This is a genomic window from Salmonella sp. NW1250, assembly GCF_051812965.1.
GTDB lineage: Bacteria > Pseudomonadota > Gammaproteobacteria > Enterobacterales > Enterobacteriaceae > Salmonella > Salmonella enterica.
On the sequence record NZ_JAMNDD010000010.1, the window covers coordinates 149,269 to 167,951 of the forward strand.

Annotated in this window: 15 protein-coding genes; 8 read left to right on the forward strand and 7 right to left on the reverse strand. The window is 53.3% G+C overall.

All coding sequences use genetic code 11. The features are described from left to right. The first annotated feature begins 3 nt into the window (after positions 1-3). Both asrB and asrC read left to right on the forward strand, forming a co-directional pair. Entirely contained in the window at positions 4-822 is an 819-nt protein-coding gene (gene asrB, locus NBA72_RS17575) for an anaerobic sulfite reductase subunit AsrB (RefSeq protein ID WP_000017587.1), read from the forward strand. Positions 823-832: 10 nt separating this feature from the next. Next, positions 833-1,846 (forward strand): sulfite reductase subunit C, encoded by a 1,014-nt coding sequence (asrC, locus tag NBA72_RS17580; protein ID WP_000020685.1) that lies wholly within the window; start codon positions 833-835, stop codon positions 1,844-1,846. Here asrC and NBA72_RS17585 read toward each other — a convergent pair whose 3' ends face one another. After that, entirely contained in the window at positions 1,847-2,833 is a 987-nt protein-coding gene (locus tag NBA72_RS17585; protein ID WP_042948311.1) for a nickel/cobalt transporter, read from the reverse strand. It abuts the gene before it with no gap. Beyond that, positions 2,824-3,462 (reverse strand): DUF1007 family protein, encoded by a 639-nt coding sequence (locus NBA72_RS17590; protein ID WP_042948310.1) that lies wholly within the window; start codon positions 3,460-3,462, stop codon positions 2,824-2,826. The genes NBA72_RS17585 and NBA72_RS17590 overlap by 10 nt, the downstream gene beginning before the upstream one ends. A 125-nt stretch (positions 3,463-3,587) precedes the next feature. Here NBA72_RS17590 and csiE point away from each other — a divergent pair, with 125 nt between their 5' ends. Further along, positions 3,588-4,865, forward strand: a complete 1,278-nt coding sequence (csiE, locus tag NBA72_RS17595) for a stationary phase inducible protein CsiE (protein ID WP_000982961.1) — start codon at positions 3,588-3,590, stop codon at positions 4,863-4,865. Here the strand turns inward: csiE and NBA72_RS17600 are convergent. Together NBA72_RS17600 and glyA are read right to left on the reverse strand one after the other, a co-directional pair. Then, positions 4,860-5,999, reverse strand: a complete 1,140-nt coding sequence (locus NBA72_RS17600; protein ID WP_001635180.1) for a 3-phenylpropionate MFS transporter — start codon at positions 5,997-5,999, stop codon at positions 4,860-4,862. The two genes, csiE and NBA72_RS17600, sit on opposite strands and share 6 nt — an antisense overlap. A 195-nt stretch (positions 6,000-6,194) precedes the next feature. Further along, the gene (gene glyA / locus NBA72_RS17605; protein WP_000919178.1) at positions 6,195-7,448 is read right to left on the reverse strand and encodes a serine hydroxymethyltransferase; all 1,254 of its coding nucleotides are present in this window, start codon (positions 7,446-7,448) and stop codon (positions 6,195-6,197) included. Positions 7,449-7,772: 324 nt separating this feature from the next. Between glyA and hmpA the strand changes: the two genes are divergently transcribed. From hmpA to NBA72_RS17630, 5 genes are all read left to right on the forward strand, one after another. Beyond that, positions 7,773-8,963 (forward strand): NO-inducible flavohemoprotein, encoded by a 1,191-nt coding sequence (hmpA, locus tag NBA72_RS17610; RefSeq protein ID WP_000883147.1) that lies wholly within the window; start codon positions 7,773-7,775, stop codon positions 8,961-8,963. 181 nt (positions 8,964-9,144) lie between these two features. Further along, entirely contained in the window at positions 9,145-10,686 is a 1,542-nt protein-coding gene (gene cadC / locus NBA72_RS17615; protein WP_023136412.1) for a lysine decarboxylation/transport transcriptional activator CadC, read from the forward strand. A 360-nt stretch (positions 10,687-11,046) separates the two neighbouring features. Continuing rightward, entirely contained in the window at positions 11,047-12,378 is a 1,332-nt protein-coding gene (cadB, locus tag NBA72_RS17620) for a cadaverine/lysine antiporter (RefSeq protein WP_000100008.1), read from the forward strand. Positions 12,379-12,460: 82 nt separating this feature from the next. Further along, a complete protein-coding gene (gene cadA / locus NBA72_RS17625; protein ID WP_042948306.1) occupies positions 12,461-14,605 on the forward strand; it encodes a lysine decarboxylase CadA in 2,145 nt (714 codons plus the stop codon). A gap of 55 nt (positions 14,606-14,660) precedes the next feature. Next, on the forward strand, positions 14,661-16,121 hold the full coding sequence (locus NBA72_RS17630) for a POT-type proton-dependent oligopeptide transporter (RefSeq protein WP_042948305.1): 1,461 nt from the start codon (positions 14,661-14,663) through the stop codon (positions 16,119-16,121). Between the two features lie 48 nt (positions 16,122-16,169). On the opposite strand, the gene glnB is transcribed toward NBA72_RS17630, so the two are convergent. The 3 genes from glnB to qseG form a co-directional block, all read right to left on the reverse strand. Next, entirely contained in the window at positions 16,170-16,508 is a 339-nt protein-coding gene (glnB, locus tag NBA72_RS17635) for a nitrogen regulatory protein P-II (RefSeq protein ID WP_000717694.1), read from the reverse strand. Positions 16,509-16,584: 76 nt separating this feature from the next. Next, positions 16,585-17,919 carry a two-component system response regulator GlrR gene (gene glrR / locus NBA72_RS17640; protein WP_024131115.1) on the reverse strand — a complete coding sequence of 445 codons (1,335 nt, stop codon included), beginning with the start codon at positions 17,917-17,919 and terminating at the stop codon, positions 16,585-16,587. Continuing rightward, positions 17,919-18,683: a two-component system QseEF-associated lipoprotein QseG gene (qseG, locus tag NBA72_RS17645; protein ID WP_001054239.1), complete on the reverse strand. Its 765-nt coding sequence runs from the start codon at positions 18,681-18,683 to the stop codon at positions 17,919-17,921. Before qseG ends, glrR begins: the two co-directional genes overlap by 1 nt.

Genomic DNA, 18,683 nt, shown 5'->3' on the forward strand with positions numbered 1-18,683 from the left:
CGCATGTCACATTGTTCCTGTCATGATAAACCGCAGCACAGTTTGCTGCCTGCGGCGTACCGCATCCTCAGTATTACTCGCCACACGCCGCTGGAGTGGAATTTCCGCGTGGCCGTCGATTTTCCCGCGCACTGGGGGCAATTTGTTGAGGTGTCGCTGCCGCGCGTCGGCGAAGCGCCCATCTCCGTTTCCGACTATGGCGACGGCTGGATAGATCTGCTGATTCGTAATGTCGGAAAAGTGACCAGCGCCCTCTTTACGCTGAAAGAAGGCGACAACGTATGGCTACGCGGCTGCTATGGCAATGGCTATCCGGTCGATACGCTGCGCCATAAACCCTTACTGGTTGTCGCAGGCGGCACGGGCGTCGCGCCGGTGAAAGGCTTAATGCGCTATTTCGTTGAGAATCCCCAGGAAATTGGTCAACTGGATATGATTCTCGGCTATAAAAATCGCGATTGCGTGCTGTACAAAGAAGAAATGGCGACGTGGCGCGGCAAACATAATCTGGTGCTCACGCTGGATGAAGGCGAGGCTGATGACCGTTACCAGATTGGCCGGGTGACCGATCGGCTTGCCGACATGACGCTTAGCGATATCGACACTATGCAGGCCATCGTCGTTGGGCCGCCAATAATGATTACCTTTACCGTAAAAATGCTGCTGCAAAAAGGGCTCAAGCCGGAGCAAATCTGGGTGGACTACGAACGCCGGATGGCCTGCTCCGTCGGGAAGTGCGGCCACTGCCGTATGGGCGAAGTGTATGTCTGCACCGACGGCCCGATATTTAACTACGCCGTCGCGCAACGTTTTGCCGATTAAGGAGAACATCATGAGCATTGATATTGATATCATTAAAGCCCGTGCGAAAAACGAATATCGCCTGTCAAAAGTGCGCGGCGAAGCCATGATCAGCGTCCGCATTCCCGGCGGTATTTTGCCCGCGCATTTGCTAACGGTGGCGCGTGACATCGCCGAAACCTGGGGCAACGGACAAATTCACCTCACTACCCGCCAGAAGCTGGCGATGCCGGGTATCCGTTACGAAGATATCGACAACGTGAACGCCGCGCTGGAGCCGTTTCTTCGCGAGATTGAAATAGAACTGTGCGACGTCCAGGTTGAGGATACCAAAGCGGGCTATCTCGCTATTGGCGGGCGAAATATTGTCGCCTGTCAGGGGAACCGCATTTGCCAGAAAGCCAACACTGACACGACCGGTCTGTCCCGTCGTCTTGAAAAACTGGTCTATCCCAGCCCTTATCATCTCAAAACGGTCATCGTTGGCTGCCCGAATGATTGCGCGAAGGCGTCAATGGCCGATCTGGGAATTATTGGCGTGGCGAAAATGCGCTTCACTGCCGATCGCTGTATCGGTTGCGGCGCCTGCGTGAAGGCCTGTAGTCACCACGCGGTAGGCTGCCTGGCGCTGAAGAACGGCAAAGCGGTCAAAGAAGAGTCCGCCTGTATCGGCTGCGGCGAGTGCGTGCTGGCCTGTCCGACGCTGGCCTGGCAACGTAAGCCGGATCAGCTCTGGCAAGTCCGTCTGGGCGGACGCACCAGTAAAAAGACGCCGCGCGTCGGCAAGCTCTTCCTCAACTGGGTGACTGAAGATGTGATAAAGCAGGTGATCGTTAACCTGTATGAATTTGAAAAAGAGATGCTCGGCGGAAAACCGATCTATCTACATATGGGCCATCTGATCGACAAAGGCGGCTACCTGCGTTTTAAAGAACGGGTACTGCGCGGCGTTCAGCTCAATCCGGAAGCGATGGTCGCCGAACGCATTTACTGGGCCGAAGACGAATCCGTCGCGCGGATGCATCTCAAACCCGCCGGGCACTAATCAACCACGCCATGGCCGCAGCCCGCCCACAGGCTGCGGCACGCTAAACCACATGACCAGCGCCGCAACAAGCAGTATGACCCCTCCGGCCAGCGCCAGCGTTGACCAGCCTACCTGCCGCCATAACGCCGGCGCTTTGTTTCCACTGAGTTTCACCGCCAGAGCACGAAAAGTGTGTACCAGCAGCGCCAGCGAGGTAATCGTTAGCGAGGTTCCCGCCGCCATTGCCAGTACCGACGCCATTCCCCAGCTAAAAACGCCAATCACTTTACTGAATAACAGCACCATTATCGCGCCGGAACAGGGCCGCATCCCCATAGACAGTACGATCATGAGTCGCGCGCGCCAGTCATCGCCGCTATGCAATTGTTCCTGCGTCGGTAAATGCTGATGTCCGCAGCCGCATTTTTCATGGTGAACATGGCGCGGCGTAAAAGCGATAAAGACAGGTTTACGTAGCAGCGCGCGTAACCTTTTTATGGCCCGCCAGCACAGCAAGATGCCCAGCCCGCCAACTAACGCATAGCTCCCCTTTTCCAGCCAGAAACCGCTCAGATGGAGCTGCCTGGCCGGAAGTTGCAATACGGTCAGCACGCCCACCACCAACCCGATAGCCACGAGCCCCTGTAATAACGCGGCGGCGAGGGTTAGCATGATACTTGATTTCAGCTTCGAAGGATGCGTCGCCAGCCATGTCGCGATCACCACTTTGCCGTGTCCCGGCCCCAGCGCATGAAGCACGCCATACATAAAACTCAGCAGAAGCAACGATCCGCCCGCCCGCTCAGGATGCGTCGCCACCGCATTAAGCAGCGCGCTCAACTGCTGATTTACGTCCCGCTGCCAAAGAGCGCTTTTCAACATCACCTGCGGCCAGGCCTGCCATATCCACAGACCGCCAACCAGCATCAGCAGCAGGAATAACACCAGTGGCCACAGCGAGAGCCAGCGTCGCCCCGGAGCGCGTTGAGAAAAAATTACTGACATTGCAAGGTCACCGTTTGGGCAAACTGTTTACCTAAATCCATATCCTCCGGCGGCGCGTCCTCTTTATCCAGCGACTGGGCGAAACGTAGCGTCTCTTCGCCGGGCGCAGGAGTATAAACCTGAATCCGACACTTTTCGCGCAGCGGTTCCGGCATCGTGATATCGCTGGCCTGGTCATAATGCATATCGACATAATAAGAGGGATCAAACGTTGAAAAGGTATAAGTCTGTCCGCTTAACGGCTGCGGTTCAGCCAGCGGTAGCGTAAAGGTCAATACCGCCTGATGCGCGTCACGCGTCATACCGTATTCTGTCGGCCTGTTTTTAAACTTCACTTTCGCGCCATTGCGCCACACTTCTGTAAAGTAGTGCTGCCCAAGTACGTTAGCCATCACTTCCGCCGCCAACTTTTTCCATATTTCTGACCCCGGTACCGCGTTTCCGGCGTCATACAGCAGATCTGCGGACGTCAGCGCGTCCATTGTCCAGCGCATTTTTAACGCCACAAATTGCTCATTTTCACTGACCACCTGCGTTTGCAGACGGATGAAGCTGTGCGGATGCGCCGCCGCCACGAAAGATAAAACGGCAAGAAATAGTGTTAAGGCGCTGCGTTTCACTGGCTTCATCTGTTCCTCGCGATAAAAATTCTGTGACGTTCCTCAGCATTCCTGGCCTAAAAGCACGCTTATCACATTTTTCACACGCAAACTTTAGCTATCCTTACCAGACAAACTAACGGGAGACCTGACAGATGATGCCGACAATTGCCCCACCATCTGTACTTTCCGCTCCCCAGCGCCGCTGTCAGGTATTGCTGACGCTTTTCCAGCCGGAGCCAATTGCCACGGTGGAAATCTTCAGCGCGCTTAATGGCGTTGATGATGATACTGCCCGTGAGGATATCACTGAGACAAGCCTGGAGATCCAGCGCTATCATCGCCTTGCCATCACAACATGCCAGAACGGTTGCTATCGGATCGAAGGTACAGCACTCGATCAGCGCCTTTGCCTTTTACACTGGCTCAGGCGCGGCCTGCGTTTATGCCCGACCTTCGTCACGCAACAGTTTACTCCGGCCTTAAAAAACGCGCTAAAGCAGCGCGGTATCGCGCGTCCGCTGTATGACGATATCAATCTGCACGCGCTCATCAATCTGTGCGCCCGCCGGTTGCAAAAACCATTTGAACATCGCGACGTGCAGTTCCTGCGTCTCTTTTTACAGTATTGTCTGCTACAACACCATGCCGGCATCACCCCGGAATTCAACCCTGTGCAGCAGATTTGGGCGCAGTCGTGCGCGGAATATCCACTCGCCCAGGAAATTGGTCGTCACTGGCAGCGCCACGTGATGCAGGCCGCACCGCTCAATGAAGCGCTGTTTATGGCGTTACTGTTTTCAATGATTCGCCTCCCCGACCCGATTCGCGACACGCATCAACGGGCGCAGCAACTGCGACTGGAGGTGGCGCGGCTGGTGCTGCGCTTTCGAGAAAAAGGGAACGTACGCTTCAGCGACGAACAAGGGCTTAACGATCAGCTGTATGTCCATCTCGCCCAGGCGCTGAACCGAAGTTTATTCACGATTGGCATCGATAATACGCTTCCGGAAGAGTTCAACCGTCTTTATCCGCGTCTGGTTCGCACCACACGTGAGGCGCTCGCCGGGTTTGAAGCCGAATATGGTATCCACTTTTCCGAGGAAGAGACGGGGCTGGTGGCAGTGATTTTCGGCGCCTGGCTGATGCAGGATAACGATTTGCATGAGAGACAGATCGTATTGTTAGCGGATAAAAATGATGCGCTGGAGACGCATATTGAGCAGCAACTGCGTGAACTGACCCTATTGCCGCTGAATATCAGACGGATATCGCTCCAGGCGTTTCAAAAAGAGGGATGCCCGCGCGGCGTAGCGCTGATTGTTACCCCTTACGCCACGCCGCTACCGCTCTTCTCACCGCCGTTAATTCATGCGGATCGCGCCCTCACAGAGCACCAACAGCAGCAGATCCGCAAGATCCTGGAATCATGACACGGCAACCACTTTGGGCCGAAGGAAGATAGCGGGCAATGCCACCAGCGCCATAATCCAGAATACGCCGCCGCCCAGATGTTGATACAGAAAACCGGCAAATACTGTCATAATCGCGATGCTGCCGCCCATCGCCACAGCGGAATAGACGGCCTGCAAACGAATCACCTCGCTTCCCTGACGCGCAGCGATATAGCGCATGGCGGCCAGATGGCAAACGGTAAACGTGCCACAGTGCAGGATTTGTATCACAATCAGCCACGGCAACGCCGTACTCCAGCCCATCAGTCCCCAGCGTACCATCCCACACACAGCGGAAAGCAATAGCAAGTCGCGGGCGCTAAACCGACGGAATAGCTTTTTACTCAGGGCGAAAATAATCACTTCCGCCACCACGCCCAACGACCATAAATAGCCGACCGCCGATGCTGAATAGCCAGCCCCCTGCCAGTAGATGGCGCTAAAACCGTAGTAGGCGGCGTGCGCCCCTTGCAGCAAACAGACGCAGGCGAGAAAACGCCAACTTTGTGCCACCAGCGTACGCCAGGCGGGCCAGCCTGCGCTCTCCTGCTGACGACTTTCCCCTTGCGGCGGCACGCTGGGACGTAACAACATACCCAGCAACATCGAGGCGACGCCGAGCGTCAGTAGCGCCAGAATCGCCTGGTAATCGTATAAACTCACCAGCTTACCGGTCAGCGCCGACCCTATCACGAAGGCGATGGACCCCCACAGCCGCACCCGACCATAGTCCAGGGTAATTTGCTTTTGCCAGGTATTGGCCAGCGCATCGGTCAGCGGCACCAGTGGTGAAAAGAAGAGGTTAAACCCAACCATCACCACCATTAGCCACGCGACATGCGTTCCTGCCCAAAATGCCAGCGCAAATACCAGCGTCAGCAATGCCAGTACACGCAGCGCGGAGATCAACCGCGAAGGATCGCTTACGCGAGGCGCAATGAGCAGACTACCGAGAAAACGCGCGACCAGACCCACACCCAGCAGAAGACCGATGGTTTCCGGCGTTAGCCCAAGACCTTTGAGCCAGACGCTCCAGAAGGGCAGAAAAATACCGTAACTAAAGAAGTAGGTGAAATAACTGAGCGCCAGCCAGCGCGTGGAATGCAATGCCATGATTCCCTCCCGTTTGGAGGCGATAGTCTGGCGGTAAACGGTTGCGCTGGCAAGGGTAACATAAGGTTAACAAGCGGAGGGAGAAGTTCAAACGGCAACGCCGCCGGATAATGACTTCCGGCGGCGTCACGTTATGGCGCATAAGTAATGCCCGACAGACGCAGCGCCATCGGGCCATTTTCACAACATAAGCGCTTACGCGTAAACCGGGAAGCGGGCGCAGATATCCAGCACTTTCGCTTTCACGCGTTCAATGGTGGCTTCATCATTGATGTTGTCCAGCACGTCACACATCCAGCCAGCCAGCTCTTTCACTTCCGCTTCTTTGAAGCCGCGACGAGTGACCGCTGGAGAACCGATGCGGATACCGGAAGTCACGAACGGGCTCTTAGGATCGTTCGGCACGCTGTTTTTGTTCACGGTGATGTTAGCGCGGCCCAGCGCGGCGTCAGCTTCTTTACCGGTCAGGTTTTTATCCACCAGGTCCAGCAGGAACAGATGGTTCTCAGTGCCGCCAGACACCACTTTGTAGCCGCGGTTCAGGAACACTTCCACCATCGCTTTGGCGTTTTTCGCCACCTGCTGCTGGTAAACTTTGAACTCCGGCTCCATCGCTTCTTTCAGCGCTACCGCTTTACCCGCGATCACGTGCATCAGCGGGCCGCCCTGCGCGCTTGGGAACACGGCGGAGTTCAGTTTTTTATACAACTCTTCATCGCCGCCCTTCGCCAGGATCAGGCCGCCGCGCGGACCCGCCAGGGTTTTGTGGGTGGTGGTGGTGACAACGTGAGCGTGCGGAACCGGGTTCGGGTAAACGCCTGCGGCAATCAGGCCCGCCACGTGCGCCATGTCGACAAACAGGTATGCGCCGATGCTGTCAGCGATTTCACGCATTTTTGCCCAGTCAACCACGCCGGAGTAGGCAGAGAAGCCACCGATAATCATCTTCGGCTTGTGCTCTTTGGCCAGCTTCGCCATCTCGTCATAGTCGATTTTACCGGACTCATCGATACCGTAAGGTACGATGTTGTACAGTTTACCGGAGAAGTTAACCGGGGAGCCGTGAGTCAGGTGGCCGCCCTGCGCCAGGTTCATACCCAGAACGGTATCGCCCGGCTGCAGCAGCGCGGTGTAAACAGCAAAGTTAGCCTGAGAACCGGAGTGCGGCTGCACGTTAGCGTAGTCGGCGCCGAACAGTTCTTTCGCGCGGTCGATAGCCAGCTGCTCAACGACATCAACGTATTCGCAACCGCCGTAGTAGCGCTTGCCCGGATAACCTTCAGCGTATTTGTTGGTCAGCTGAGACCCCTGCGCCTGCATCACGCGCGGGCTGGTGTAGTTTTCGGAGGCGATCAGTTCGATGTGCTCTTCCTGACGTACTTTTTCCTGCTCCATAGCCTGCCACAACTCGGCATCATAATCGGCAATGTTCATTTCACGCTTTAACATCCGCATCTCCTGACTCAGCTAACAATAAAATTTGTGCCTGAAAAGGCAGTCCGTGGGACTTCGGCCAACAGTATAACCGAATCATTCTTCGATAACAGGTCTTGACAAAGGTTTTTACGCAAACGATTACCTATGCGTCAGATAAGGGTTTCCTGAACGAGAGCCTGACGAATTTCAACGGATTTCTTTTCAGCTTTGTGATGCAGATTTTTCACGTTGTTACCTCCATAACGTAAAGCAGAGAAGATCCATTTACAATGCAAGGGTATTTTTATAAGATGCATTTGATATACATCATTAGATTTTCACATAAAGGAAGCACGTATGCTTGACGCACAAACCATCGCTACAGTAAAGGCCACCATTCCCCTGCTGGTTGAAACAGGACCGAAACTGACCGCCCACTTCTACGACCGTATGTTTACGCATAATCCGGAGCTCAAAGAAATCTTCAATATGAGCAACCAGCGTAACGGCGATCAGCGCGAAGCCCTGTTTAATGCTATCGCGGCCTACGCCAGCAATATCGAAAATTTACCGGCGTTGCTGCCGGCGGTAGAAAAAATCGCGCAGAAGCACACCAGCTTCCAGATTAAGCCGGAGCAGTACAACATCGTCGGGACGCATCTGCTGGCGACGCTGGACGAAATGTTCAACCCGGGCCAGGAGGTGCTGGACGCGTGGGGAAAAGCCTATGGCGTACTGGCTAACGTCTTTATTCATCGGGAAGCCGAGATTTATCACGAGAACGCCAGCAAAGACGGCGGCTGGGAAGGCACGCGCCCCTTCCGCATCGTTGCAAAAACCCCGCGTAGCGCACTGATCACCAGCTTTGAGTTTGAACCAGTCGACGGCGGTACGGTGGCGGAATACCGCCCCGGGCAGTATCTGGGTGTCTGGCTGAAGCCGGAAGGTTTTGCGCATCAGGAGATCCGCCAATATTCACTGACCCGTAAACCCGATGGCAAAGGGTACCGTATTGCCGTGAAGCGTGAAGACGGCGGCCAGGTATCAAACTGGTTACACCATCACGCCAGCGTGGGCGATGTGGTACATCTGGCTGCGCCGGCAGGTGACTTCTTTATGAATGTCGCCGCTGATACCCCCGTTTCGCTGATTTCCGCTGGCGTCGGCCAGACGCCGATGTTGGCGATGCTCGATACGCTGGCGAAAGAACAGCATACCGCGCAGGTGAACTGGTTCCATGCGGCGGAGAACGGCGACGTTCATGCGTTTGCCGACGAAGTAAGCGAGCTGGGCCGTACACTGCCGCGTTTCACTGCCCATACCTGGTACCGCGAGCCAACCGAGGCCGATCGCGCCCAACGCGTCTTTGACAGCGAAGGGCTGATGGATTTAAGCAAACTGGAAGCCGCGATCAGCGATCCGGCAATGCAGTTCTATCTTTGCGGCCCGGTAGGCTTTATGCAGTTTGCCGCAAAACAACTGGTTTCACTTGGCGTGAATAACGAAAACATTCATTACGAATGCTTCGGCCCGCATAAAGTGCTGTAATTGCAAGAAATCCTCTGAAAAAACGGGCGTTATCGTTAAGGCGAACGCCCGTTTTCCTCCCCGTTCCCCTGCTTATTGCGCTGCTTTTTATGCCTTTCTTTTACAAAAAAGGGGAATAAAAAAAGTCTGTGCAAATCGTGTTATTATTAACGTTTGACTTAGCTCGTTAGGGCATCTTTTTATGCAGCAACCTGTTGTACGCATTGGAGAGTGGCTGGTTACACCTTCTGTTAATCAGATCAGTCGTCAGGGACGCCAGATTACTCTTGAACCACGGCTGATCGATCTTCTGATGTATTTTGCGCATCATCCGGATGAAGTGTTAAGCCGGGATAACATTATTGATCATGTCTGGATGCGCACCATCGTGACCAACCATGTTGTCACCCAAAGCATTTCTGAACTACGCAAATCATTAAGAGATGGCGGAGACAGCAATGCTGAATACATCGTTACCGTACCTAAACGCGGCTATAAGCTGACGGCGCCGGTTATCTGGTGCGAAGAAAATAGCGATGAGATCGATAATTCATCAACGTCGCCGCCGCCGATCGCAGCGACGAATGCAGAACCGACAGAGGGGGTTCCTGCCGCTGCGCCTGTGCCGCCCGCCTCTTTGCAAACGCCGACTAAAAAGGCGAAAAAGCCGCGTATCGCCGCTTTCTGGACGTGGGTGATGTTCCTGCTCTCGCTGGCGACGCTGGTGGTGTTTATCGTGATGTCGGTGGTAGATCATAATGCCGCGGTAACAAAAACGCGGTTATTACTTAACCCACGAGATATAGATGTTCGTTTTGAAGGCGGCAATTCCTGTAATAACTGGGTCTCGCAGGAGTCCTACGCCATCGGTCTGGGCGGCTTAATCACCGACCTGCTGAACACCTACTCGACCTTTATGGTGCACGATAAAACCAATTACCGGGTCAATGAGCCAAGCAGCTCCGGTAAGACGTTAACCATTCAGTTTGTCAATCAGCGCCACTATCGGGCGCAGCAGTGCTTTATGTCTGTTGTGCTCATTGATAACGCCGATGGTTCAACCATGCTGGATAAGCGTTATTTCGTCACCAATACTAACCAGTTGTCCATCCAGGATGATCTGTTTAATAGCCTGTCTTTCGTTTTAACACAGCCCTGGCCTAATCGTATGCGAGAACAACTGGCCCTGTTCAGAACGCCGCAAAATACCGCGCTGATGCGTTTTTATGAGGCGCGCCAGCTTATTCTGAGCGGCGATGCGCAGGCGCTAGGTAAAGCCAGCGATATTCTGAATGGCATTATTAAGGAAACGCCTGATTTCAACTATGCCTATGAATATAAAGTGCTGGTAGATGTATTACGGCAATCACAACAGCCGTTTGATAAAGAACAAGTGGCTGCGCTGAACGAAGAGTTTAAAAAAATAGATCAAATTCCGGGCGTTGAGAAAACGTCTGTTTATTATAAAATCAAGACCGTTGATCTTTTGGGCAAAGGTGATATCGATGCAGCGTATGAGGAAATCAATAAAAGCATCGAGCTTGAAATGTCGTGGTTTAACTATGTCCTGTTGGGGAAAGTTTACGAAATGAAAGGTGAGAATCGTCTGGCCGCTGATGCCTATCTGACCGCCTTTAATTTACGTCCAGGTGAAAACACTCTGTACTGGATCGAGAACGGCGTATTTCAGACATCCGTTCAGAAAATTGTCCCTTATCTGAATAGTTTTCTGGCAGAAGATTAAATTTAACGCTGAACCATGACAAATAAAAGCGAAAAGATATTAAATTTTTCGCTTTTATTTTGTGAAAAATATGTTGCCAAAAATAGCTTATGTTAATTTTGGCAACATATTCATCGCAAAGAAATGTAAATATAACCCTTTGTAATTAAACGATGTTTATCCTTTCATGATATTTTCCATGATATTTATATGTTAATTCAAAAAAATCAATCTATCAGTTTTTTCATGTTTGTGTTTATTTCACTTTTTCTTTAGGACTTATCTCAACCCATTCGTTAATCTTGTCGACAGTTGAACGGGCACGCAGCATATATGAAGCATAAGCCCGGTTCTTAAAAATACAGCTCAGGAGAAATGAACATGAGTTCTGTCAAAAAGATCGGGCTATTTGCCTGTACTGGCGTCGTTGCCGGTAATATGATGGGGAGCGGGATTGCATTATTACCCGCCAACCTTGCCAGTATTGGTGGCATTGCCATCTGGGGCTGGGTAATTTCTATTATTGGGGCAATGTCGCTGGCTTATGTTTATGCGAGGCTGGCAACCAAAAACCCTCAACAGGGTGGCCCTATCGCTTATGCTGGGGAAATATCTCCGGCGTTTGGTTTCCAGACCGGCGTTCTTTATTATCACGCAAACTGGATTGGTAACTTAGCCATCGGTATTACCGCTGTTTCTTATCTTTCTACGTTCTTCCCGGCATTAAATAATCCAATACCGGCAGGTATTGCCTGTATTGCTATCGTCTGGCTGTTCACCTTTATTAATATGCTGGGTGGGGCCTGGGTCAGCCGCTTGACAACGATTGGCCTATTCCTGGTGCTGATCCCGGTAGTCTTGACCGCAGTCGCCGGCTGGCATTGGTTCGATATCGCGACCTATCACGCGAACTGGAACACGTCTACGACGACCGACTCTCACGCCATTGTTAAAAGTATTCTGCTCTGCCTGTGGGCGTTCGTTGGCGTTGAGTCTGCCGCCGTCAGCACCGGCATGGTGAAAAACCCGAAACGCACCGTACCGCTGGCAACCATGCTGGGTACCGCGCTGGCAGGCATCATCTATATCGCCGCGACTCAGGTTATCGCCGGGATGTTCCCAGCTTCCGTTATGGCCTCTTCCGGCGCGCCGTTCGCTATCAGTACCTCCACGATTCTGGGTGGCTGGGCTGCGCCGCTGGTTTCCGCCTTTACCGCTTTCGCCTGCCTGACGTCTCTGGGCTCCTGGATGATGCTGGTCGGCCAGGCTGGGGTTCGCGCCGCCAACGACGGCAACTTCCCGAAAATTTACGGTGAAATGGATAAAAACGGTATTCCGAAAAAAGGTCTGCTGTTGGCTGCGGTGAAAATGACGGCGCTGATGATTCTGATCACCATCATGAACTCCAGCGGCGGTAAAGCGTCCGACCTGTTCGGCGAACTGACCGGGATTGCCGTACTGCTTACCATGCTGCCGTACTTCTACTCCTGTGTTGACCTGATTCGCTTCGAAGGGTTCAACATCCGTAACTCGGTAAGCCTGATTTGTTCTGTACTGGGCTGCGCATTTTGCTTCATCGCACTGATGGGCGCCAGCTCCTTCGAACTCTCCGGCACCTTTATCGTCAGTCTGATCATCCTGATGTTCTACGGTCGCAAAATGCACCAGCGCCAGAACAACGACAGCGACAACAATACGGCTGAAGCGCTTTAACCGCTAACTCCTTTTTCTCAAAGCCCCTTTCGTCACCTGCTATAGCGTAGCGGGAGGGGCCCACTTTACCAGGAACAAGACTATGAACGTTATTGCTATCATGAACCACATGGGCGTCTACTTTAAAGAAGAGCCTATTCGTGAACTGCATCGTGCACTGGAAGGTTTAAATTTCCGTATCGTCTATCCAAACGACCGAGAAGACCTGCTGAAGCTGATTGAAAATAACTCCCGCCTTTGCGGCGTCATTTTCGACTGGGATAAATATAACCTTGAGCTTTGCGAAGAGATTAGCAAGCTGAACGAGTATATGCCGCTGTACGCCTTCGCCAACAGCTACTCTACGCTGGACGTCAGCCTCAACGATCTGAGAATGCAGGTTCGCTTCTTTGAATATGCTTTAGGCGCCGCAGCCGATATCGCGGCGAAAATTCGCCAGAATACCGATGAATACATCGACAATATTCTGCCGCCGCTGACAAAAGCACTGTTCAAATATGTGCGCGAAGGGAAATATACTTTCTGTACGCCTGGCCACATGGGCGGGACCGCTTTCCAGAAAAGCCCCGTCGGCAGCATCTTTTATGATTTCTTCGGCCCGAACACGATGAAATCCGATATTTCGATTTCCGTTTCCGAACTGGGTTCGCTGCTGGACCACTCCGGCCCGCATAAAGAAGCGGAAGAGTATATCGCCCGCGTCTTTAACGCCGAACGTAGCTACATGGTGACGAACGGCACCTCTACGGCGAACAAAATCGTCGGTATGTACTCCGCGCCGGCAGGCAGCACGGTACTGATTGACCGTAACTGCCATAAATCGCTGACCCATCTGATGATGATGAGCGACATTACGCCGATTTATTTCCGCCCAACCCGTAACGCCTACGGTATTCTTGGCGGTATCCCGCAAAGCGAGTTCCAGCACGCCACTATCGCTAAACGGGTAAAAGAGACGCCTAACGCAACCTGGCCGGTCCACGCTGTTATTACTAACTCAACCTATGACGGTCTGTTGTATAACACTGACTACATCAAGAAAACTCTGGATGTGAAGTCCATTCATTTTGACTCCGCCTGGGTGCCTTATACCAATTTCTCCCCTATTTATCAGGGTAAATGCGGTATGAGCGGCAACCGTGTAGAAGGCAAAATCATTTATGAAACCCAGTCCACGCATAAACTGCTGGCGGCGTTTTCACAGGCATCCATGATTCATGTTAAAGGCGACATTAACGAAGAAACCTTTAACGAAGCCTACATGATGCATACCACCACTTCTCCGCACTACGGTATCGTAGCGTCTACTGAAACCGCAGCGGCGATGATGAAAGGTAATGCGGGTAAACGCCTGATTAACGGCTCTATTGAACGTGCGATTAAATTCCGTAAAGAAATTAAACGCCTGAAAAGCGAATCTGACGGCTGGTTCTTTGACGTATGGCAGCCGGAACATATCGATGGAGCTGAGTGCTGGCCGCTGCGTTCAGATAGCGCATGGCATGGCTTCAAAAATATCGATAACGAACACATGTACCTCGACCCGATCAAAGTCACTATCCTGACGCCGGGGATGAAGAAAGACGGTACGATGGATGAATTCGGTATTCCGGCAAGTCTGGTCGCCAAATATCTCGATGAACGCGGCATCATCGTAGAAAAAACCGGTCCATACAACCTGCTGTTCCTGTTCAGCATTGGTATCGACAAAACCAAAGCTCTGAGCCTGCTGCGCGCGCTCACTGAATTTAAACGCGCCTTTGACCTGAACCTGCGCGTCAAAAACATTCTGCCGGCACTGTACCGCGAAGCGCCTGAGTTTTATGAAAATATGCGCATCCAGGAACTGGCGCAGAATATTCATAAACTGGTCGAACATCATAATCTGCCGGACTTAATGTACCGTGCGTTTGAAGTGCTGCCGAAAATGGTGATGACGCCGTATACTGCGTTCCAGAAAGAGCTGCATGGCGAAACGGAAGAGGTGTATCTTGAAGAGATGGTTGGACGCGTCAACGCCAACATGATCCTTCCTTACCCTCCGGGAGTGCCGCTGGTGATGCCTGGTGAAATGATCACCGAGGAAAGCCGTCCGGTACTGGAATTCCTGCAAATGCTGTGCGAAATCGGCGCTCACTATCCGGGCTTCGAAACCGATATCCACGGCGCCTATCGTCAGGCAGACGGACGTTACACCGTTAAGGTGCTGAAAGAAAATACGAAATAAGTACCAAAGGGAAGTGGCTTGCCACTTCCCTTTTTTCACGCAGCAAGGAGACTTTATGAAAACACCCTCACAACCGCGCGCGATTTTTTACATCGTGGCGATTCAAATTTGGGAATACTTCAGCTTTTACGGCATGCGTGCCTTACTCATCCTTTATCTTACCCACCAGCTTGGTTTTAATGACAGCCACGCGATCAACCTCTTCAGCGCCTACGCCTCTTTAGTTTACGTTACCCCTATTCTTGGCGGCTGGCTTGCCGACCGCCTGCTTGGCAACCGCGTGGCGGTTATCACCGGCGCCTTATTGATGACGCTGGGTCATGTGGTATTGGGCTTAGAATCTGATTCAACGCTGAGTTTATATGCGGCGCTCGCCATTATTATCTGCGGCTACGGCTTGTTTAAATCCAATATTAGCTGTCTGCTGGGCGAACTTTACGCCCCTGATGACAACCGCCGCGACGGGGGATTCTCGCTGCTCTACGCCGCCGGGAATATTGGATCGATAGCCGCGCCGATCGCCTGTGGTCTGGCGGCGCAGTGGTATGGCTGGCATGTCGGCTTTGCGCTGGCGGGCGTCGGAATGTTCATCGGCCTGCTCATCTTTTTAAGCGGTCATCGCTACTTTCAGCAGACGCGTGGGGTTAATCGCCCCGCGCTGCGGGCGGTTAAATTTGCCCTTCCAACCTGGGGTTGGCTGGTATTAATGCTGTGTATCGCGCCGGTATTCTTCACCCTCCTGCTGGAAAATAACTGGTCTGGCTATGTGCTGGCCATTGTCTGCGTCTTCGCGGCGCAACTTATCGCCCGTATTATGGTTAAATTTCCCGAACACCGTCGCGCCTTGTGGCAAATCGTTCTGTTAATGATCACCGGCACTCTCTTCTGGGTTCTGGCGCAGCAGGGCGGAAGTTCGATCAGTTTATTCATCGACCGTTTTGTCAACCGCCACTGGCTGAACATGACCGTCCCCACCGCATTGTTCCAGTCGGTCAATGCGATTGCGGTGATGGCGGCGGGTGTGGTGCTGGCGTGGCTGAGCAGCCCGAAAGAGAGCGCCCGCTCGGTGCTGCGCGTCTGGCTTAAATTTGCCGTGGGGCTGGTATTAATGGGCGGCGGTTTTATGCTGCTGGCGCTAAACGCGCATCAGGCCCGGTTAGATGGGCAGGCATCAATGGGAATGATGATCGCAGGGCTGGCGCTGATGGGCTTTGCGGAGCTGTTTATTGATCCGGTCGCGATGGCGCAAATTACCCGCCTCAACCTGCCTGGCGTCACGGGCGTGCTGACCGGTATTTATATGCTGGCGACCGGCGCGGTCGCTAACTGGCTGGCTGGCGTCGTCGCGCAACAAACCACGGAATCGCAAATTAGTGATACGGCGGTAGCCGCCTACGGACACTTTTTCTCGCAAATGGGCGAGTGGACGCTAAGTTGCGTGGCGCTGATCGTCGCCATTGTCGGCCTGAGATGGGTTTGCACCCGGACTACATCGGCGCTACCGCAGGGCGATTAAACGGTGGTTCGCTGCCCACAAGGAGGAGACGGGCAGCGAATCGGCACATCAGATAGCCGCGTCGTCTTCTTCGCCAGTACGGATACGAATAACGCGGGCGACATCAAAGACAAAGATCTTACCGTCGCCGATTTTCCCCGTCTGCGCGGTACGAATGATGGTGTCAACACAGGTATCCACGATGTCGTCAGGCACAACGATTTCAATTTTTACCTTCGGCAGAAAATCCACCATATATTCCGCGCCGCGATACAGCTCGGTGTGGCCTTTTTGACGGCCAAAGCCTTTGACTTCGGTGACCGTCATGCCGGTAATACCTACCTCGGCCAGCGCTTCACGGACATCGTCCAGCTTGAAGGGTTTAATAATCGCATCAATCTTTTTCATGCTATTCCTTGAAAAGGTCGCCTGTGTTTTGATCGGTTAAACGTAACATATTTCGCACTACTTTACGGCATGAAAACTACTCTTTGAAATCATTCGCATCCAGTTCGTGACGGGAGAGTAGCTTATAGAATTCCGTGCGGTTGCGCCCCGCCATCCTTGCCGCGTGCGTCACGTTACCTTTGGTAATTTGCAGTAACTTGCGCAGATAGTTCAGTTCAAATTGGTTTCGCGCTTCGGCAAAGGTGGGCAGCGCGGTGTTTTCGCCTTCCAGCGCCTGTTCGACCAACGCATCGCTGATCACCGGCGAAGAGGTTAACGCCACGCATTGTTCAATGACGTTGACCAGTTGGCGCACGTTGCCCGGCCAGCTTGCCGTCATCAGCCGTTTCATTGCATCAGTAGAAAAGGCGCGAACAAACGGTTTATGCCGCTGTGCCGACTGTCTGAGCAGATGATTAGCCAGCAGCGGAATATCCTCGGTACGCTCCGCCAGCGCCGGAATTTTCAGGCTCACGACATTCAGCCGGTAGTACAAATCTTCACGAAATTCGCCCCGCGCCATCGCCTTCGGCAGATCGCGGTGCGTCGCGGAAATAATTCGCACGTCGATATCAATATCGCGATTGCTGCCCAGCGGCCTGACTTTACGCTCCTGTAACACCCGCAGCAGCTTCACCTGTAACGGCGCGGGCATATCGCCAATTTCATCCAGAAACAGCGTGCCGCCTTCCGCCGCCTGGAACAACCCTTCACGATTGCTCACTGCGCCGGTAAAGGCGCCGCGCGCATGGCCGAATAATTCGGACTCCAGCAACTGTTCCGGCAACGCGCCGCAGTTGATGGCGACAAACGGCTTGTTACTGCGCGGGCTGGCATTATGAATCGCCTGTGCGAAAATCTCTTTCCCGGTGCCGCTTTGTCCGTTAATCAATACGCTGACATCCGACTGCGCGACCATGCGCGCCTGTTCAAGCAGTCGCAGCATCAGCGGGCTACGGGTAACGATAGCGTTGCGCCAGCTATCGTCCGTCGCGGGAGCGGACTGCTCCAGCGCTTCATCTATCGCTTTATATAACGCGTCTCTGTCGATCGGCTTCGTCAAAAAGCTGAATACGCCTTTCTGGGTAGCGGCCACCGCATCCGGAATAGAACCATGCGCCGTCAGAATGATAACCGGCATTCCCGGCTGTACTTTCTGAATTTCTGTGAACAGTTGCATACCATCCATTTCATCCATGCGCAGGTCGCTTATTACCAGGTCCACTTTTTCCCGATGCAGTACCCGTAGTCCTTCCTGGCCGCTCTCTGCGGTCACTACGCTGTATCCTTCACTGGTCAGGCGCATACCGAGTAATTTCAGTAATCCGGGATCGTCATCGACCAGCAGCAGGTGCGCCGGTTTACGGCTTATCATGGCGTTACCTCATCTTGTGACGGCGACGGCGCCGCGCCATCTTCAGACGTCGCGGGTTTGTCATTCGTATGCGGCGTATCGGCGTTGTAATTCCCTGCCGGTTTTCGTGTCGAAAGCTGGCGCTCAATATCGGTTAAACTCTCCAGCTTACGGGTGGTAAGATCGAGCTGCGTTTGCAAGGCCTGTTGCTGCTGGCGCAGCGCATCAAGCTCACTATCTGACGTTTGCTGGAGCTTGCTATAACGCTGACGTTCGGCAGAAAGCGCTAATTGCAACGCCTGACCGTCATGCCAGATTTGGTAGACGGGCCGTACCTGAGCCGGTATTTGCGCGCTTAACGCCTCCAGACGGGTCACTATGGCGCGCCGCTCCGGCGGCGTAATTTTTGCATCCGCCAGTAAAATCCCGCGCCTGAAGGCATTTTGCCAGTTATCATCCGTCAACGCGCGCGCCTCTGCGCGCGACTGAACCGGCATCAGACGATCGGCGCAGTCAATCGTGCGTAGCCAGTACAGCGGATTCGTCTCCACCGCCTGCCCGCGTAGCGACCAGATATCCGCGCACGCCGTCGGGAGATAATCTGCCAGTTGATAATGGGGGAGCGTGTCCTGCGCTGCGCTACCGGGCAGTTGCTGTGAAGCATGGGGAACACATGCGGTCAGCGCCAGACACGATATGCCCACCGGTATTCCCCACCGCAAAAGGCATCGTTTAATAGTTTGGACGAAAACGTGTGACATACGCACCAGGCTTAAATTCAT

Excerpts from the sequence above, each read along its gene's own strand:
- asrB (WP_000017587.1), top strand. The coding sequence starts at position 4 with ATGTCACATTGTTCCTGTCATGATAAACCGCAGCACAGTTTGCTGCCT.
- asrC (WP_000020685.1), top strand. The coding sequence starts at position 833 with ATGAGCATTGATATTGATATCATTAAAGCCCGTGCGAAAAACGAATAT.
- NBA72_RS17585 (WP_042948311.1), bottom strand. The coding sequence starts at position 2,833 with ATGTCAGTAATTTTTTCTCAACGCGCTCCGGGGCGACGCTGGCTCTCG.
- NBA72_RS17590 (WP_042948310.1), bottom strand. The coding sequence starts at position 3,462 with ATGAAGCCAGTGAAACGCAGCGCCTTAACACTATTTCTTGCCGTTTTA.
- csiE (WP_000982961.1), top strand. The coding sequence starts at position 3,588 with ATGATGCCGACAATTGCCCCACCATCTGTACTTTCCGCTCCCCAGCGC.
- NBA72_RS17600 (WP_001635180.1), bottom strand. The coding sequence starts at position 5,999 with ATGGCATTGCATTCCACGCGCTGGCTGGCGCTCAGTTATTTCACCTAC.
- glyA (WP_000919178.1), bottom strand. The coding sequence starts at position 7,448 with ATGTTAAAGCGTGAAATGAACATTGCCGATTATGATGCCGAGTTGTGG.
- hmpA (WP_000883147.1), top strand. The coding sequence starts at position 7,773 with ATGCTTGACGCACAAACCATCGCTACAGTAAAGGCCACCATTCCCCTG.
- cadC (WP_023136412.1), top strand. The coding sequence starts at position 9,145 with ATGCAGCAACCTGTTGTACGCATTGGAGAGTGGCTGGTTACACCTTCT.
- cadB (WP_000100008.1), top strand. The coding sequence starts at position 11,047 with ATGAGTTCTGTCAAAAAGATCGGGCTATTTGCCTGTACTGGCGTCGTT.
- cadA (WP_042948306.1), top strand. The coding sequence starts at position 12,461 with ATGAACGTTATTGCTATCATGAACCACATGGGCGTCTACTTTAAAGAA.
- NBA72_RS17630 (WP_042948305.1), top strand. The coding sequence starts at position 14,661 with ATGAAAACACCCTCACAACCGCGCGCGATTTTTTACATCGTGGCGATT.
- glnB (WP_000717694.1), bottom strand. The coding sequence starts at position 16,508 with ATGAAAAAGATTGATGCGATTATTAAACCCTTCAAGCTGGACGATGTC.
- qseG (WP_001054239.1), bottom strand. The coding sequence starts at position 18,683 with ATGAATTTAAGCCTGGTGCGTATGTCACACGTTTTCGTCCAAACTATT.